Here is a 13974-nt window from a genome sequence, read left to right as displayed (position 1 = left end):
TAGGACGCCAGGTTTTCATCCTGGTAACAGGGGTTCGATTCCCCTACGGACTACAAGAGAAAAATAGTATAGACTTAATAAAATATTTAAGAAATGGCAAATCATAAGTCAGCTTTAAAAAGAATTAGAAGTAACGAAAAGAAAAGAGTATTAAACAGATATCAGCACAAAACAACTCGTAATGCTATCAAAGCTTTACGTTTGATCGAAGATCAAAAAGATGCTGCTGCTAAATTACCTGTAGTTGTTTCTATGATTGATAAATTAGCTAAGAAAAATATCATTCATGACAACAAAGCTTCTAACTTGAAATCAAAATTAACAAAACACGTTGCTGCTTTATAGTATTATAGAGACAACGATTTGGTTTGTAAGTAAAAAATATCAAGCTCTCAATACTGAGAGCTTTTTTTGTTGATACTATTCATTTTTAAATGAATATATTTGCAGCGAGAAAGAAATTCTAATTTTAAAATCCCTATATGACACCAATTAGGAATATTGCTATTATAGCACACGTTGACCACGGTAAAACTACCATGGTTGATAAAATTTTACACCACTGTCAATTATTTCGTGAGAATGAAACATCAGGAGAGTTGATTTTAGACAACGAAGATATCGAAAGAGAAAGAGGTATTACTATTACTTCTAAGAACGTTTCGGTAAGCTATAAAGGAACAAAAATTAATATTATCGATACTCCAGGTCACGCGGATTTTGGAGGAGAGGTAGAACGTGTTTTAAATATGGCTGATGGTGTTCTTTTGATTGTAGATGCTTTTGAGGGACCAATGCCTCAAACTCGTTTCGTACTTCAAAAGGCGATTAGTTTAGGTTTAAAACCATGTGTGGTTGTTAACAAAGTAGACAAAGAAAACTGTACTCCAGAGGAAGTACACGAGAAAGTGTTTGACTTAATGTTTGAACTTGGAGCAGAAGAATGGCAGATGGATTTCCCAGCTGTATATGGTTCTGCTAAAAACAACTGGATGTCTGACGATTGGAAAAAACCAACAGACTCTTTCGAACCATTATTAGATATGGTTTTAGAGCATATTCCAGCTGCTAAAATGAATGAAGGTACTCCTCAGATGTTAATCACATCTCTAGATTACTCTACATTTACAGGACGTATTGCTATTGGTCGTTTACATAGAGGTATTTTAAAAGAGGGGATGAATGTTTCTTTAATTAAGAGAGATGGTAAAACTGTTAAATCTAAAATTAAAGAGGTTCATACTTTTGAAGGATTAGGACGTAAAAAAGTATCTGAAGTACATGCAGGTGATATCTGTGCTGTAGTAGGTATCGAAGGATTTGAAATCGGTGACGTAATCGCTGACTTCGAAAACCCAGAAGCATTACCAACTATCACTATCGATGAGCCAACAATGAGTATGTTATTTACTATTAACGACTCTCCATTCTTCGGTAAAGAAGGTAAATACGTTACATCTAGACACATCAAAGATCGTTTAGCTAAAGAGTTAGAGAAAAACTTAGCTCTACGTGTAAACGAAACGGATAGTGCTGATAAGTTTATGGTATTCGGACGTGGTGTATTACACTTATCTGTATTGATCGAGACAATGCGCCGTGAGGGATACGAATTACAAATCGGACAACCACAGGTAATCATCAAAGAAATTGATGGTGTTAAATGTGAGCCGATTGAAGAATTAACTATTGATATTCCTGAGAACTTGTCTGGACGTGCTGTAGAATATGTTACTTTGAAAAAAGGTGAGATGTTAAGTATGGAACCTAAAGGTGATCGTATGATTATTAAATTCTTAATCCCTTCTAGAGGTATTATCGGTTTAAGAAACCAGTTATTAACAGCTACTGCTGGTGAGGCTATTATGTCACACCGTTTCTTAGAATACCAACCATACAAAGGAGAAATCGCTGGACGTAACAATGGTTCATTAATTTCTATGGAGAATGGTAAGGCTATTCCTTATTCTATCGATAAGTTACAAGACCGTGGTAAATTCTTCGTTGACCCTAATGAGGATATCTATGAAGGACAGGTAATCGGTGAGAATACACGTAGTGATGATATGACAGTTAACGTTACTAAAACGAAAAAACTATCTAACGTACGTTCTTCAGGTGCTGATGATAAAGCTAGAATTGTTCCAGCTATCAAATTCTCATTAGAGGAAGCATTAGAGTACATCCAAAAAGATGAATACGTTGAGGTGACTCCTAAGTCATTACGTATAAGAAAAATCTTCTTAAAAGAGACAGATCGTAAGCGTAATACTATCAAGTAATAAAATGTTATTTTTATAGATAAAAAAAACCGACCAGTACTGGTCGGTTTTTTTGTTTTGCATAGTTTTAATAGTAAAGAAAGCTTTAGGTGCTTTGTTTTTTTGTATATTTCACCAACTATCTTTAAGAGAAGAGCTTTTTTGACTTAATTCGACATTTATATTTAAAAAATAGAATTGCGTAGTTTGGAATAAAATTCAAAAGAAAATATGTAAAAATGGATTATTTAAATAGATGTAATGAGAGAAATAAGGATAGAGAAGTATAGTTTTTGATAGAATGATAATTTTATAAATGACTATAAAAAGTCTGAAATATTATTAAATTTGTAATTTGTATAAGAAAACACAACCTTAGGTTATAAATATGGCAAAGTTCGAATTGAAATTACCCAAAATGGGAGAGAGTGTTGCAGAGGCAACAATTACAAACTGGTTGAAGAATGTAGGGGATCATATTGACGCTGATGAAACAGTATTAGAAATTGCTACAGACAAAGTTGATAGTGAGGTTCCATCAGAGGTTGAAGGAACTTTAGTAGAGATTTTATTTCAAGTAGATGATGTTGTTCAAGTAGGGCAAACTATCGCAATCATAGAAACAGAAGGTGATGTTCCTGCATCAGCTCCAGCAGCTAGCAGTGCACCTGCATCAGCAAAAGCTGTAGCGGAGACTGTAGCAGTAGCAAAAGATACAGTAGCTACGCCTGTTGATTTTTCAGACTCTGATAAGTTCTTTTCTCCATTAGTTAAAAATATAGCTAAGGAAGAAGGTGTATCTGTAGCTGAATTAGAAGCTATAGCGGGTACTGGTAAAGATGGAAGAGTAACTAAGAATGATATCTTAGATTATATTAAAAATAGAGGGAACCAACCTCAAGCTGCCGCTGTAAAAGTAGAAGCGCCAAAGGCTACTCCAGCTCCAGCAGCTCAAACTGCTTCTAAAGCAGCTCCAGTATCTGTAAACGGTGCTGACGAAATCGTAGAGATGGATCGTATGCGTAAGCTTATCTCAGGATATATGGTGAAGTCTGTACAGACTTCTGCTCACGTACAGTCATTTATCGAAGTAGACGTAACTAATATCGTGAACTGGAGAAATAAAGTGAAGAATTCATTCGAGAAGAGAGAAGGAGAGAAACTTACGTTCACGCCTATCTTCATGGAAGCTGTAGCGAAAGCATTAAAAGACTTCCCTGGAATGAATATCTCTGTAGAAGGTGATTATATCATTAAGAAGAAAAACATTAACTTAGGTATGGCTGCTGCATTACCAAACGGAAACTTAATTGTACCAGTAATTAAAAATGCTGATCAGTTAAACTTAGTAGGTATGGCTAAAGCGGTTAATGACTTAGGTAATCGTGCTAAAGCTGGTAAATTAAAACCAGACGATACACAAGGTAGTACATATACAGTAACTAACGTTGGAACATTTGGAAGTGTATTTGGTACGCCAATTATCAACCAACCAGAGGTAGGTATCCTTGCATTAGGAGCTATCCGTAAAGTACCTGCTGTTATCGAAACTCCAGAAGGAGACTTTATCGGTATCCGTCAGAAAATGTTCTTATCTCACAGCTATGACCATAGAGTAGTAGATGGAGCATTAGGAGGACAGTTTGTACAGAGAGTGGCTCAAATATTAGAGGCATTCGATCCTAATAGAGAGATTTAATTCTTGAAAAAATAAATATAGAACGGTTTCACAGTAGTGAGACCGTTTTTTTATATCTTGTTTTGACCAAAAAAACTAAATAATGAAGAATGCTTTTTTAAACTGGAGTAGTGGGAAGGATGCAGCTTATGCCTTGTATCAGATACAACAAAGCAATGAGCTAGAGGTAGTGCGCCTAATGACAACTGTCAATGAACATTTCGGACGAGTATCTATGCATGGAATAAGAAAAGAAGTATTAAAACGACAGGCAGAATGTATAGGAATCTCCTTAGATATAGTAAACCTTCATGAAAAGCTCTCTCTACAAGAGTATGAAGCTATTATAATGACTCAATTGGAAGAGTATAAGCGTTTGGGCATAAAGGATAGTATCTATGGAGATATTCTCTTAGAAGACTTAAAAACGTTTAGAGAGACACAGCTAGCAAGATTAGGTATTACTGGAGTGTTTCCGCTGTGGAATAGGGATACAACAGCATTAATCCACGAAATGGTAGACTGTGGATTAAAGACAATTGTAGTTTGTGTGAATGAGCAATTTCTTGATAAAAGTTTTGTAGGACGTACGATAGATAAACAGTTTATAGAAGATTTGCCTGATGGAGTCGATCCCTGTGGAGAGAACGGAGAGTTTCACACCTTTGTCTATGACGGGCCAATGTTTAAAAAGCCTGTTCCTTTTGAAGTGGGGGAGATAGTCTATAAAACTTATGATGCCCCTAAACAATGTCATCAAAAGGAGATATTGCATTATGGCTTTTGGTTTTTAGATATTTTGTAACTCTGTCTATTCATAAATAGATACCTAAAGTATAGTGGAGATAGGTATTCTGTAGTTTTGCTGATTTTTGTAGGGAGCTATTTATTGGAGAATTAAGATAGTTATCTAACTCTCCCAATTAATATCAATCAGATTGCCTTGTAAATCTGTTCTTATCACAATAACAGCATCTGAATAATTTTCGCCAATACTGTATTCAAATACTAAATAGTATTTCTTTTTTAGTTCATCTACTGGATATAGCCAAATGTGAACTAGCTTGAGTTTATGATATAAGATGCTACTGCTTTCTTTAGATAGTTTGTTTATTCCTAGTGAAGAAAGTTCTTCTTTTTGTAGTTCTTCTAAGTGAAAAGTAATGTACTCTTTTACGTAACTTTCGTTAGAGATATAATCTTGTTGTAGATATTCTTTGTTTCTAATATTAAATGTAGGGATGGCTTTTATAAACTCTTCTTCATTGAGTAGAATCCTATTGAAGTCAATATTGATGCTTATTGTATCTTGCTGAACTACTACTCTTTTAAAATAAGAATGGTCAGGAGAGGAGTTATTATATTGTATAAATAAGAAAACGCCTAATAGTGATCCTGTAATAATTACAAACAAGAATATTCTTTTGGTCATAGGAGATGCTTTCTTTTTTGAGAGTATAAATTTACGTATTTTTATGTAATTGATTCATAGTTATTTGGGATTGTTCTTTTTTGAAATGAATCGGTATTAGAGTAAAAAGCCTAGATAATATTAATTACCTAGGCTCTCAATATATTTTAGTAAGAGTTACTATATAAATAATTCTCCTGTATCGCTCATTCCCATAGGTAGAGCTGTCCTATCTATCCATTCTGGATTTTGTAAGCATGGTATAGGTTGTGTGTTTCGTTTAGCTTCAAATCCTTCTCTTGCTTTCTGCACAATTTGCTCTTCAATATTCGATGAGTTGGTTGCAAAGAATTCTTTGGTTTCTTCTGCAATATGAAGTAATACTATTTGTGTTTTGTTGTCAATAGTGTGAATATCTAATACCTTATAGTAAGCACCTGATTGTATCATTACCAATCCATATTCTTCCATCTGAGGTACCAGTGCTGCTACATCTTTGGCATGTGCAGAGGCGATGAGGTAGCGTAAGTTTGTAGCAAGTCCCCCTCCTTTATAAGTTGCGTCTGTGAAACCGCGTTCTTGTATAATCTGACCAATTTGATACTTATTGATGAGGTTTTGACTTAGCTCACAGTCGCGATAGAAAAGGGATAACCCTGCAAAAGTCATATTGAATATTTCTTCTATTTGTTGTTTGTCCATATACGGATTGATTGTATTCTTTGTAATTAGAGAAGGTAAAGGTAAGCGTTTTTTTACGCTTAGTCTGTTTCTTCTTCTCTAAAATACAGATCATTCATCTTCATTACTCGTTTCATAATTTTCTTTTGAAGCAATTTGGGAGTAAGTACTTTTACACTTTCCCCAAATCCGAGTATTTCTCTTTCCAGTTCGAAATTAAGCACGACATCTAAGCGTATCTTCATCCCTTCCTGATTTTCTTCGATGACTTGTTGCGATGGATGAATCGGTTTGGTTTTGACATAAGGTGTATTATAAGCGTTTACCCATAGGATGACTTTCTGAGCTCTATCACTTTCTGTCTTGGTTACCCCAAGCGTATCTTCGTAATATCTATCGAAGTCCACCCCTTCATATTCTTTATACGGTTCATTTGCTAAGGCATACACATTGAGGATACGGTCAAGTGCTAAGGTTAACAAATGCTTATTCGTACTACTGCGTACAACGACAAACCACCGGTTGCGGTACTCTTTTAATAAATAAGGATAGTATATATTCTTTGTAGCTTCTTTTGACTTGAAGGATTTGTATTCGATCAGTAGAGTCTGTTTGTTTTTAATCGCATCGTATAGGGGACTGATAAATTTAATTCCCTTTAGCAAACTATTGCCCTCCATCTGTATGTAGTTAGGCGCTTTCGTACTACGGGTAAGTAGGCTGTTATCCAACTTCGCAATTACCTCACTCATTTCATCCACTTGGCTAAACCCATTGAGGTGTTTGAGGATAGCGACTACCTCTTTGAGCTTTTCTGTATCAGCATCGTTGATAGGAGAGTTTTTGATACTGTAATTCGGATCTTCGTAAGTATAGTATTTTCTGTCAACTACGATGATGGGGGCATTGTATCCTAAACCTTCACTGCGCATGGCTTGTATGTCAAGTTGTATGGTACGCTTACTGATACCTGTGTCTATGCCTTCGTATTCGTATAGGGCATCAGATACCTTCTCAATGAGGTCGTTCAACGTCCATTTTCTGAATCTGTTCTGCAGACATTCATCAATAATTCGGTAGCGCAGAAGGGCTAATTTATTCGTTGCCATAGCTTTTTAGCGTTTTATTATCTTCAAATATACATATTCTTCTCTTTATGTACGAAGTGTAGTTGCGTAGTAGTGTTTTTTGTAAAATATTTTTATTTGTAATTGATTGATATATAGTGTTTAATAAGGTATTTTGTGATTATTTATATCTACGTAATTTGATTGCGTAGATAGGTGTGCATCTTTGTACTGTTCGAAAGATACAAACCTTGGAAGCGTTTCGGTATAGCGCAGAAGTAAGGGACAGTAGTTTACCTTATCCTGTTTGTGATCAGAAGGACGACTAATATGGGATTAGTAAACAATGTTCAAGTCGTAGGTTCGAATCCTACTGTTACCTCAGGGTAATATAGATTAGCGGTTAGATCAGAACAATTGCCTGTCACGCAATTTTGGAGAAGCAGAGGAACTTCATTAAAAATCCTCTCCTATAAAAAGGTTCAGTCAAATAGTGTTTCTGTCTTTTTTCTAGCAGTCTTAGGCTAAGAGAATAAAAGACAACTTATCAAAGCCTGTAAAAACAAGCTATACTCTGAAAGAGGAATAGGGGATGATATAGAGTGAATGACTTGCTCAGTGAGTTGTTCTGGGCTATACACAAGCTATTCTATTTCTAAGTGTACTTCTTTTTCCGCCTGAGGTAAGGGAGACCTATTTAGACTGTTCTTTATGATAAAGACATAAAACATTAAAAATATAGAATCATGAAAAAGTTACAAGTAAAAACAAATCACGTTGCCTTAGTGTTTAAACAAGGAGAGTTGCAAAAAGTATATACTGCAGGTCAGTATTGGTTGTGGGGAGAGAGAGAAGTATTAGAATACAATATGGCTGAGGCATTCGGTATGCGTAGAGATATGGATGCCTTGTTGCAAAATGCAGAGTTGAGTACAATGCTTGAAGTAATCGATGTGATGGACAATGAGGTAGTGTTGGTTTATAGAAACAAGGTGTTTAATAATGTATTAGGAGCTGGAAGACATATCTATTGGAAGGCTGCGAAGGAATACTCTTTTGAGCGATATAATACAGAAGGGTTAGCAGTAGATAAGTCAATAGCAAGAAATATCACTGGTAAGTCTAATATGCCAAGCTATGTTCGTATGTACACAGTTGGGGTGAATGAGAAAGGATTGTTATTCGTAGATGGACAGTTTCAAGAAATCTTGAATGCAGGTGAGTACAGATATTGGAAAAACGATATCAAGGTACAAATCACTTTAGTTGATATACGTCAGCAAGTGATGGATATGAATGGGCAAGAGATCTTGACAAAAGATAAAGTGCAGTTGCGTATCAACTTTAACTTGGTGTACCAAGTACAAGATTTGTTGAAAGCCTATGTGGATAACAAAGAGGTAGAGAAACAAATGTATAATGTAGTTCAGTTAGTGTTGAGAGAGAAAGTAGGTAGAATGTCTTTTGACGAGTTGATGGAGAACAAGGAAAACTTGTCTGTTGAGATTTTAGCCGGAGTGAGAGAAGAGATTGCTACATTAGGAATTGAGGTGAAAATGTGTGGTATCAAGGATATCATCTTGCCAGGAGATATCAGAGAGATCATGAATCAGGTGTTGATCGCGGAGAAAAAAGCGCAAGCCAATATGATCACACGTAGAGAGGAAACAGCTGCTACACGTAGCTTGTTAAACACTGCTAAGTTGATGGAAGAAAACGAGATGCTAATGCGATTAAAAGAGATGGAATACATCGAGAAGATCGCTGATAAGGTAGGTGAGATCAGCTTGTCTGGTGGAGGTAATGTATTGAAACAATTGAAAGAGGTGTTTTCGAGGTAGTTTATGGTGGACGGTTCACAGTTTACGGACTGTGGGCTGTTAATTACCTTTTATCTGACTCATGGTAAATACCTCTTTCATTAATGCGACAACACCATTTCGCTATGTGATTAGGTAAAGGGTTAGGAATTACAATGCCTTCTGCAAGTAGATTGTCTGGGTTACCTTTTTCATCTGTATCATCCATATAGATAGATACTATTCTTCCTTCATATAACTTAATAGAATTTCCCATCGTGTCTGTTTTATAATCAGATTGAGAAAGGAGAACAAGGTTGTGATCTATCAATTCATTAAAGTCTACGTATAAGCGAGGTTCTTTCATAATCTGAGTATTGTGATAAGTAAAAGTAAGTGTTTTTGTATTGAGATTTTTAATTAATTTACAGACTTTATAAGTCCCTCATTAATTAAAAAAACAATATATCACTAAGTAGTGAATTGTAGAAAATAATATATTTGTGGCAGTTCTAAAAATGAGAACTACTAAAACAAAACAAATATGAAAAAACTCCTATTATCACTTACAGCTCTATTTGCATTCTTTGGATGTCAGAATAAGCAAACTGCAGAACCAACCGTAAAAGTAGCACAACAGACAATAGTATTAAGTACCAATGGCAAAGTGGTCAACTTTGACATAGACAATAAAAAGGTAGTGTGGGAATATACTTCTCCACATGATGAAGCTGGTAATAGAAACAAGTTCACCTTTGATGAGACTACCTTATTTATGCCTTTTGAAAGTGGTAAGTTAGTTGCTTTGGATATTCTGACAGGAAAAGAAAAGTGGGTATTCGCAGCTTCTCAGACAGGTATGATGGATATGGCAGGGGATGGTAGTTACCCAGAAGAAAGAGGTGAACCATACTTTATGGGACAAGCCTTACAACATAAAGACAAAGTTTATATGGTCAGCATAGGTGGTGGTAATGATCCTTACTTTTATGTGATTAATAAGAACGATGGAAGTGAATTTAAGATAGAAGGTATTGAGACCAAGTATAATCTATCTCAACCAGTTCTTTGTCAAGAAATGGTGTTTGTAAACTCTGGTATTTATTTAGATAAATTCTCTTTGTTAGGTACAGGTACTAGCTATGGTATGTATGACGGAATTACGTTTGACAGTCCGTTGTATGCACAGATGCGCAGTGATGGAGAGGTTTTGTATTTTGGTGAAGAAGACGGTAAGTTTTATGCTGTTCCGTTTAATGAAGATGGGAATGTCAAGGGAGATAATGACGATATTATGGATCCTAAAAACAACTTTAAGGACAATCTATCTATTTACAAATGGCAATACCAATCTAAAGAATATCCTAAGTTAGCTACTAATGCAGATATCAATACTGTCTTGTATGGAAAGACGTATGTAGTACAAGTGCGCAAGGCTGATAGTGATGAACAAGTTTTGATTGGCTTGAGTACGAAGGATGGCTCTGAACAATGGAAGTACGGCAGAGGAGAAGAAATAGTTAACTGGCATCAGTCTGGAGAAGGTATTATAGGCTACACAACAAAGGAAATCTTCGTCATAGATATGAAAGGAAAAGAATTAGCAACTTATCCAATTAGTGAAGATTTTAAACCACTAACCAACATTGAAGAAACAAAAGAAGGGCAATTGCTATTCTTGACAACACAAGGATTAACTACAATAGATAAGACATCTAAACAAGCGAAGATACTTGTCGCTTATGAAACAAAAGAGGAGTATCACAATACTGCTTATATAAAATATTTTAAAAATTAGTTAATTGGTTAACGGTGGACGGTTTACAGTTCACAGAGTAAACCGTTAACTGTAAATCGAGAAAAATGAAAGATAATACACCAATTAATGGGAATGATTTAATGGCTTTAGGATACCCACAAACAGAATTGTTGGGTATTGCTCTGAAAGCAAACAAGAAGAGAACAGGTCTGACTAAAGTAGAGATGTTAGCCCATTATGAAATGGTATTAGAAAAGGCAGAAGATTATATAAACCACCATGTTTTTGGTAAGTTGGCCAAAGCTATTGTAGAAGGCGTAGGACAACGTGAAGAGGAGGATGTTATTCCACTAAGAGAACATGGCGTAGGGTATAGCATCTATGGTAGCGAACATATAGAAGAAGGAGCTATCAAGCAGATGCAGACAGCAGCGAAGCTTCCTGTAGCAGTGGCGGGGGCTTTGATGCCTGATGCACATCAAGGCTATGGATTGCCTATCGGAGGAGTATTAGCGACAGAGAATGCTGTCATTCCTTACGGGGTAGGTGTAGATATCGGATGTAGAATGGCCTTGTCAATCTTTGATATTAAGGGAGTGGAGTTCTACGGAATGGAAGGTTTGCTAAAAGAACAATTGGTTAAGCATACTAAGTTTGGTGCTGGTCATGGATTCCAAGGGCAGTATAAAGCACAACACGATATCTTAGATAGAGGAGAGTTTAACCTCAATCCTTTTATTAAGAACTTGAAAGATAAAGCATGGGAACAATTGGGTTCATCGGGTGGAGGTAACCACTTTGTAGAATGGGGATTGATGGAGTTTGTGGAGCGTGATGAGGTGTTGAATATTGATAAGGGAACTTATTTAGCGTTACTAACACATTCTGGTTCACGAGGAATGGGAGCGACTATAGCAGGTAGATATACGCAGATTGCTAAGGATATCTGTAAGTTGCCTTATGAAGCAAAGAACTTAGCATACCTTGACTTAAAATCAGAAGCAGGACAAGAGTATTGGGCGATGATGAACTTGGCAGGAGATTACGCCTCAGCATGTCACGAGGTAATTCACGATAAGTTGACCAAAGCGATAGGTGCTGAGGTGTTAGCTAAGATAGAAAATCACCACAACTTTGCATGGAAGGAGATGTACCAAGGTAGAGAGGTTATTGTACACCGTAAAGGAGCTACTCCTGCGAGTAAAGGAGTGATGGGGATTATCCCAGGCTCTATGACTGCACCAGGATTCTTAGTGAGAGGTAAAGGAGAAGAAGAAGCTTTAAACTCTGCTTCACATGGAGCTGGACGTCAGATGAGTAGAACACAAGCTATCAAGACTCTGAAAGCAGCTGATATAAAAGCGGTGTTGTCAGATCATGGTGTTGAGTTAATAGGAGCAGGTAAAGATGAGGCTCCTATGGCTTATAAAGATATTCATCAGGTGATGGCTGCACAGGGGGAGTTAGTCGATGTGGTTGCGATGTTTACACCTAAGATTGTCAGAATGGCTGATGATGGAAGTAAAGAAGATTAGAGAAGTTGTAAAAATAAATTATAACAAGATCATTAACTAAGGCTAATGATCTTGTTTTGTTTGAATATAGTTTGAACAATAGAAAGAGCCAATGTTGTTGCAATAAATAAAATAGATTGGTCAAAATGTTTTTTTGTAATTATTAGAAATTACACACCTTTAGAGGTTTATTCGGGTGGTTTCTGTGTAGTATTTTGTTATTGTTATGGAATTGTGTTTGACAGGTGGTTTATTTCTTGATTACGTCTGTTGTCGTTAAATATATTTTATTATTTTATATTAAATTTTATATAATTTAGTTTAAAATTATAGTATATTATGAATAAAAAACTACTAAGTGTATCCTTGTTAACACTAGGGACATTGACAGCTACAGTTGCTTATACTGTAAAAGAAAAACCTGATTTGGAAAAAGTAACGGTGGGTAATGAGGAAGCTGAAGTTGAGATTACACAAGAATATATACAGGCTTTGTATGAAGATGTAAGTATATATGATTATGATGGGACTGTAAAAGGACCTAAACTAAAACCTGGTGCTGAATTACCCAAGGGATATACTATAGATGTAGATGCAAATTCACCAACAAATGCAATTTTCCCTGGAGTAGATACTATGAGTTTAGTAATGAATGATGAGGGGAATATATTTATAGTGGAGAGTAAAATTATAGTAAATAGAATTGATCTTCCTATCGATTATACAGATCAGATTGTAATAATAAATAAGGATGCTATATATCATCATAAAGAAGTAGATAATACTATAGCACCTATGGAGAAAATAGTTAAATTAGGATATACTCTTAATGGTAGTTTGATTAATGGAACTAATGTTGATGGGGTAAAATTAACAGCGAATGGAAATATAGAACAGCATCAAGTGATTGTTAGGTATTTTAATCGTGATCAAAATTATACTAAGTATGAAAAAAGTACTACAGTAACCTTAATCCCCCCAACACAATTTACTCCGAATGATTATGTTGAAGGGAAAAATTATTATGATGAAAGGGTAAAAGAAGTTACTGATCGTTTGACAGCAACTAATGCGCCAGGTGTTAGTGTAAATGTCGTTTTTAAAGATAAGGATAATAAAGAAACTAAAGAGCTTACTAAGGCTGGTGATTATAAGGTCCTGATTACATATCGTTATACTGATGAATTTGATAAAGTAACTTCCACGACTGTAGATGAAACAGTTTTTATTATTAACAAGGTAGATCTAGGTCAAGTAACTTTAGAGGATAAAAAGATAGTGTATGATGGAAAACCTAAAACAATAGAGGTAAAGGAAATTTTACCTGACGATGTTAAGGTAAATTATTTGTATAAGGATGCGAATGGAAATGAAAGCGATAAAGCTCCAATAGATGCAGGAATTTATATGGTAACGGCTACTATAGATGGAGGAAATAACTATGTATATGACGGATCTCCAATAATATCTACGTTGACTATTGATAAAGCAGTTATTGAAGGAGTGGAATATCCTATATTAACGAGTGTTTATGACGGTACAGTTAAAACTGCTTTAGTAGCGGGAACTTTGCCAACAGGAGTAACAGCAGAATATACAGATAACGAATATACCGAAGTAGGTACATATACTGCTAAGGTTTTATTAAAAGGAGGTAATAACTACGAGGACTTGACTTTAACGTCAACAGTTACGATTACTAAAGCACCGCTTACGGATATCACTATTGATGGTAAAACAGTAGGGTACACAGGCTCGCCAGTAAGCTTAGAAGTAAAAGGAAATATCCCATCAGATGGAGATG

At 35.6% G+C, this 13974-nt stretch carries 12 protein-coding genes; 8 read left to right on the top strand and 4 right to left on the bottom strand.

What is annotated here, in order from left to right:
- Positions 1 to 93: 93 nt before the first annotated feature.
- From rpsT to AABL85_RS16980, 4 genes are all read left to right on the top strand, one after another.
- Complete coding sequence (rpsT, locus tag AABL85_RS16995) at positions 94 to 345, top strand: 30S ribosomal protein S20 (protein WP_006260350.1); 252 nt, start codon at positions 94 to 96, stop codon at positions 343 to 345.
- Positions 346 to 482: 137 nt separating this feature from the next.
- The gene (gene typA / locus AABL85_RS16990; RefSeq protein WP_286416901.1) at positions 483 to 2282 is read left to right on the top strand and encodes a translational GTPase TypA; all 1800 of its coding nucleotides are present in this window, start codon (positions 483 to 485) and stop codon (positions 2280 to 2282) included.
- A gap of 367 nt (positions 2283 to 2649) precedes the next feature.
- Positions 2650 to 3960, top strand: coding sequence for a dihydrolipoamide acetyltransferase family protein (locus AABL85_RS16985; RefSeq protein WP_341310966.1), 1311 nt, complete (start codon positions 2650 to 2652; stop codon positions 3958 to 3960).
- Positions 3961 to 4042: 82 nt separating this feature from the next.
- Entirely contained in the window at positions 4043 to 4744 is a 702-nt protein-coding gene (locus AABL85_RS16980; protein ID WP_341310965.1) for a diphthine--ammonia ligase, read from the top strand.
- Positions 4745 to 4849: 105 nt separating this feature from the next.
- Here the strand turns inward: AABL85_RS16980 and AABL85_RS16975 are convergent, their stop codons facing one another.
- The 3 genes from AABL85_RS16975 to AABL85_RS16965 form a co-directional block, all read right to left on the bottom strand.
- The gene (locus tag AABL85_RS16975; protein ID WP_341310964.1) at positions 4850 to 5371 is read right to left on the bottom strand and encodes a DUF2004 domain-containing protein; all 522 of its coding nucleotides are present in this window, start codon (positions 5369 to 5371) and stop codon (positions 4850 to 4852) included.
- Between the two features lie 159 nt (positions 5372 to 5530).
- Complete coding sequence (locus tag AABL85_RS16970) at positions 5531 to 6052, bottom strand: hypothetical protein (RefSeq protein WP_341310963.1); 522 nt, start codon at positions 6050 to 6052, stop codon at positions 5531 to 5533.
- 59 nt (positions 6053 to 6111) lie between these two features.
- Entirely contained in the window at positions 6112 to 7140 is a 1029-nt protein-coding gene (locus AABL85_RS16965; protein ID WP_341310962.1) for a WYL domain-containing protein, read from the bottom strand.
- A gap of 704 nt (positions 7141 to 7844) precedes the next feature.
- On the opposite strand from AABL85_RS16965, the gene AABL85_RS16960 reads away from it, so the two are divergent.
- A complete protein-coding gene (locus tag AABL85_RS16960; protein ID WP_341310961.1) occupies positions 7845 to 8939 on the top strand; it encodes a slipin family protein in 1095 nt (364 codons plus the stop codon).
- 43 nt (positions 8940 to 8982) lie between these two features.
- On the opposite strand, the gene AABL85_RS16955 is transcribed toward AABL85_RS16960, so the two are convergent.
- Complete coding sequence (locus AABL85_RS16955; RefSeq protein ID WP_341310960.1) at positions 8983 to 9264, bottom strand: hypothetical protein; 282 nt, start codon at positions 9262 to 9264, stop codon at positions 8983 to 8985.
- 177 nt (positions 9265 to 9441) lie between these two features.
- On the opposite strand from AABL85_RS16955, the gene AABL85_RS16950 reads away from it, so the two are divergent.
- From AABL85_RS16950 to AABL85_RS16940, 3 genes are all read left to right on the top strand, one after another.
- Positions 9442 to 10695, top strand: coding sequence for a PQQ-binding-like beta-propeller repeat protein (locus tag AABL85_RS16950; protein WP_341310959.1), 1254 nt, complete (start codon positions 9442 to 9444; stop codon positions 10693 to 10695).
- 65 nt (positions 10696 to 10760) lie between these two features.
- Positions 10761 to 12191, top strand: coding sequence for an RtcB family protein (locus AABL85_RS16945; protein ID WP_341310958.1), 1431 nt, complete (start codon positions 10761 to 10763; stop codon positions 12189 to 12191).
- A gap of 318 nt (positions 12192 to 12509) precedes the next feature.
- A partial coding sequence (locus AABL85_RS16940) for an MBG domain-containing protein (RefSeq protein ID WP_341310957.1) occupies positions 12510 to 13974 on the top strand: 1465 nt, incomplete at its 3' end.

This window comes from Myroides odoratimimus (assembly GCF_038039805.1).
GTDB classification, from domain to species: domain Bacteria; phylum Bacteroidota; class Bacteroidia; order Flavobacteriales; family Flavobacteriaceae; genus Flavobacterium; species Flavobacterium odoratimimum_B.
Note: the sequence above shows the minus strand (reverse complement) of the source record. Positions and strands in the feature narration are given on the sequence as shown.

What these genes read in the sequence shown, in the direction of transcription:
- typA (WP_286416901.1), top strand. Translation starts at nt 483, where the DNA reads ATGACACCAATTAGGAATATTGCTATTATAGCACACGTTGACCACGGT.
- AABL85_RS16955 (WP_341310960.1), bottom strand. Translation starts at nt 9,264, where the DNA reads ATGAAAGAACCTCGCTTATACGTAGACTTTAATGAATTGATAGATCAC.
- rpsT (WP_006260350.1), top strand. Translation starts at nt 94, where the DNA reads ATGGCAAATCATAAGTCAGCTTTAAAAAGAATTAGAAGTAACGAAAAG.
- AABL85_RS16965 (WP_341310962.1), bottom strand. Translation starts at nt 7,140, where the DNA reads ATGGCAACGAATAAATTAGCCCTTCTGCGCTACCGAATTATTGATGAA.
- AABL85_RS16945 (WP_341310958.1), top strand. Translation starts at nt 10,761, where the DNA reads ATGAAAGATAATACACCAATTAATGGGAATGATTTAATGGCTTTAGGA.
- AABL85_RS16980 (WP_341310965.1), top strand. Translation starts at nt 4,043, where the DNA reads ATGAAGAATGCTTTTTTAAACTGGAGTAGTGGGAAGGATGCAGCTTAT.
- AABL85_RS16970 (WP_341310963.1), bottom strand. Translation starts at nt 6,052, where the DNA reads ATGGACAAACAACAAATAGAAGAAATATTCAATATGACTTTTGCAGGG.
- AABL85_RS16975 (WP_341310964.1), bottom strand. Translation starts at nt 5,371, where the DNA reads ATGACCAAAAGAATATTCTTGTTTGTAATTATTACAGGATCACTATTA.
- AABL85_RS16960 (WP_341310961.1), top strand. Translation starts at nt 7,845, where the DNA reads ATGAAAAAGTTACAAGTAAAAACAAATCACGTTGCCTTAGTGTTTAAA.
- AABL85_RS16985 (WP_341310966.1), top strand. Translation starts at nt 2,650, where the DNA reads ATGGCAAAGTTCGAATTGAAATTACCCAAAATGGGAGAGAGTGTTGCA.
- AABL85_RS16950 (WP_341310959.1), top strand. Translation starts at nt 9,442, where the DNA reads ATGAAAAAACTCCTATTATCACTTACAGCTCTATTTGCATTCTTTGGA.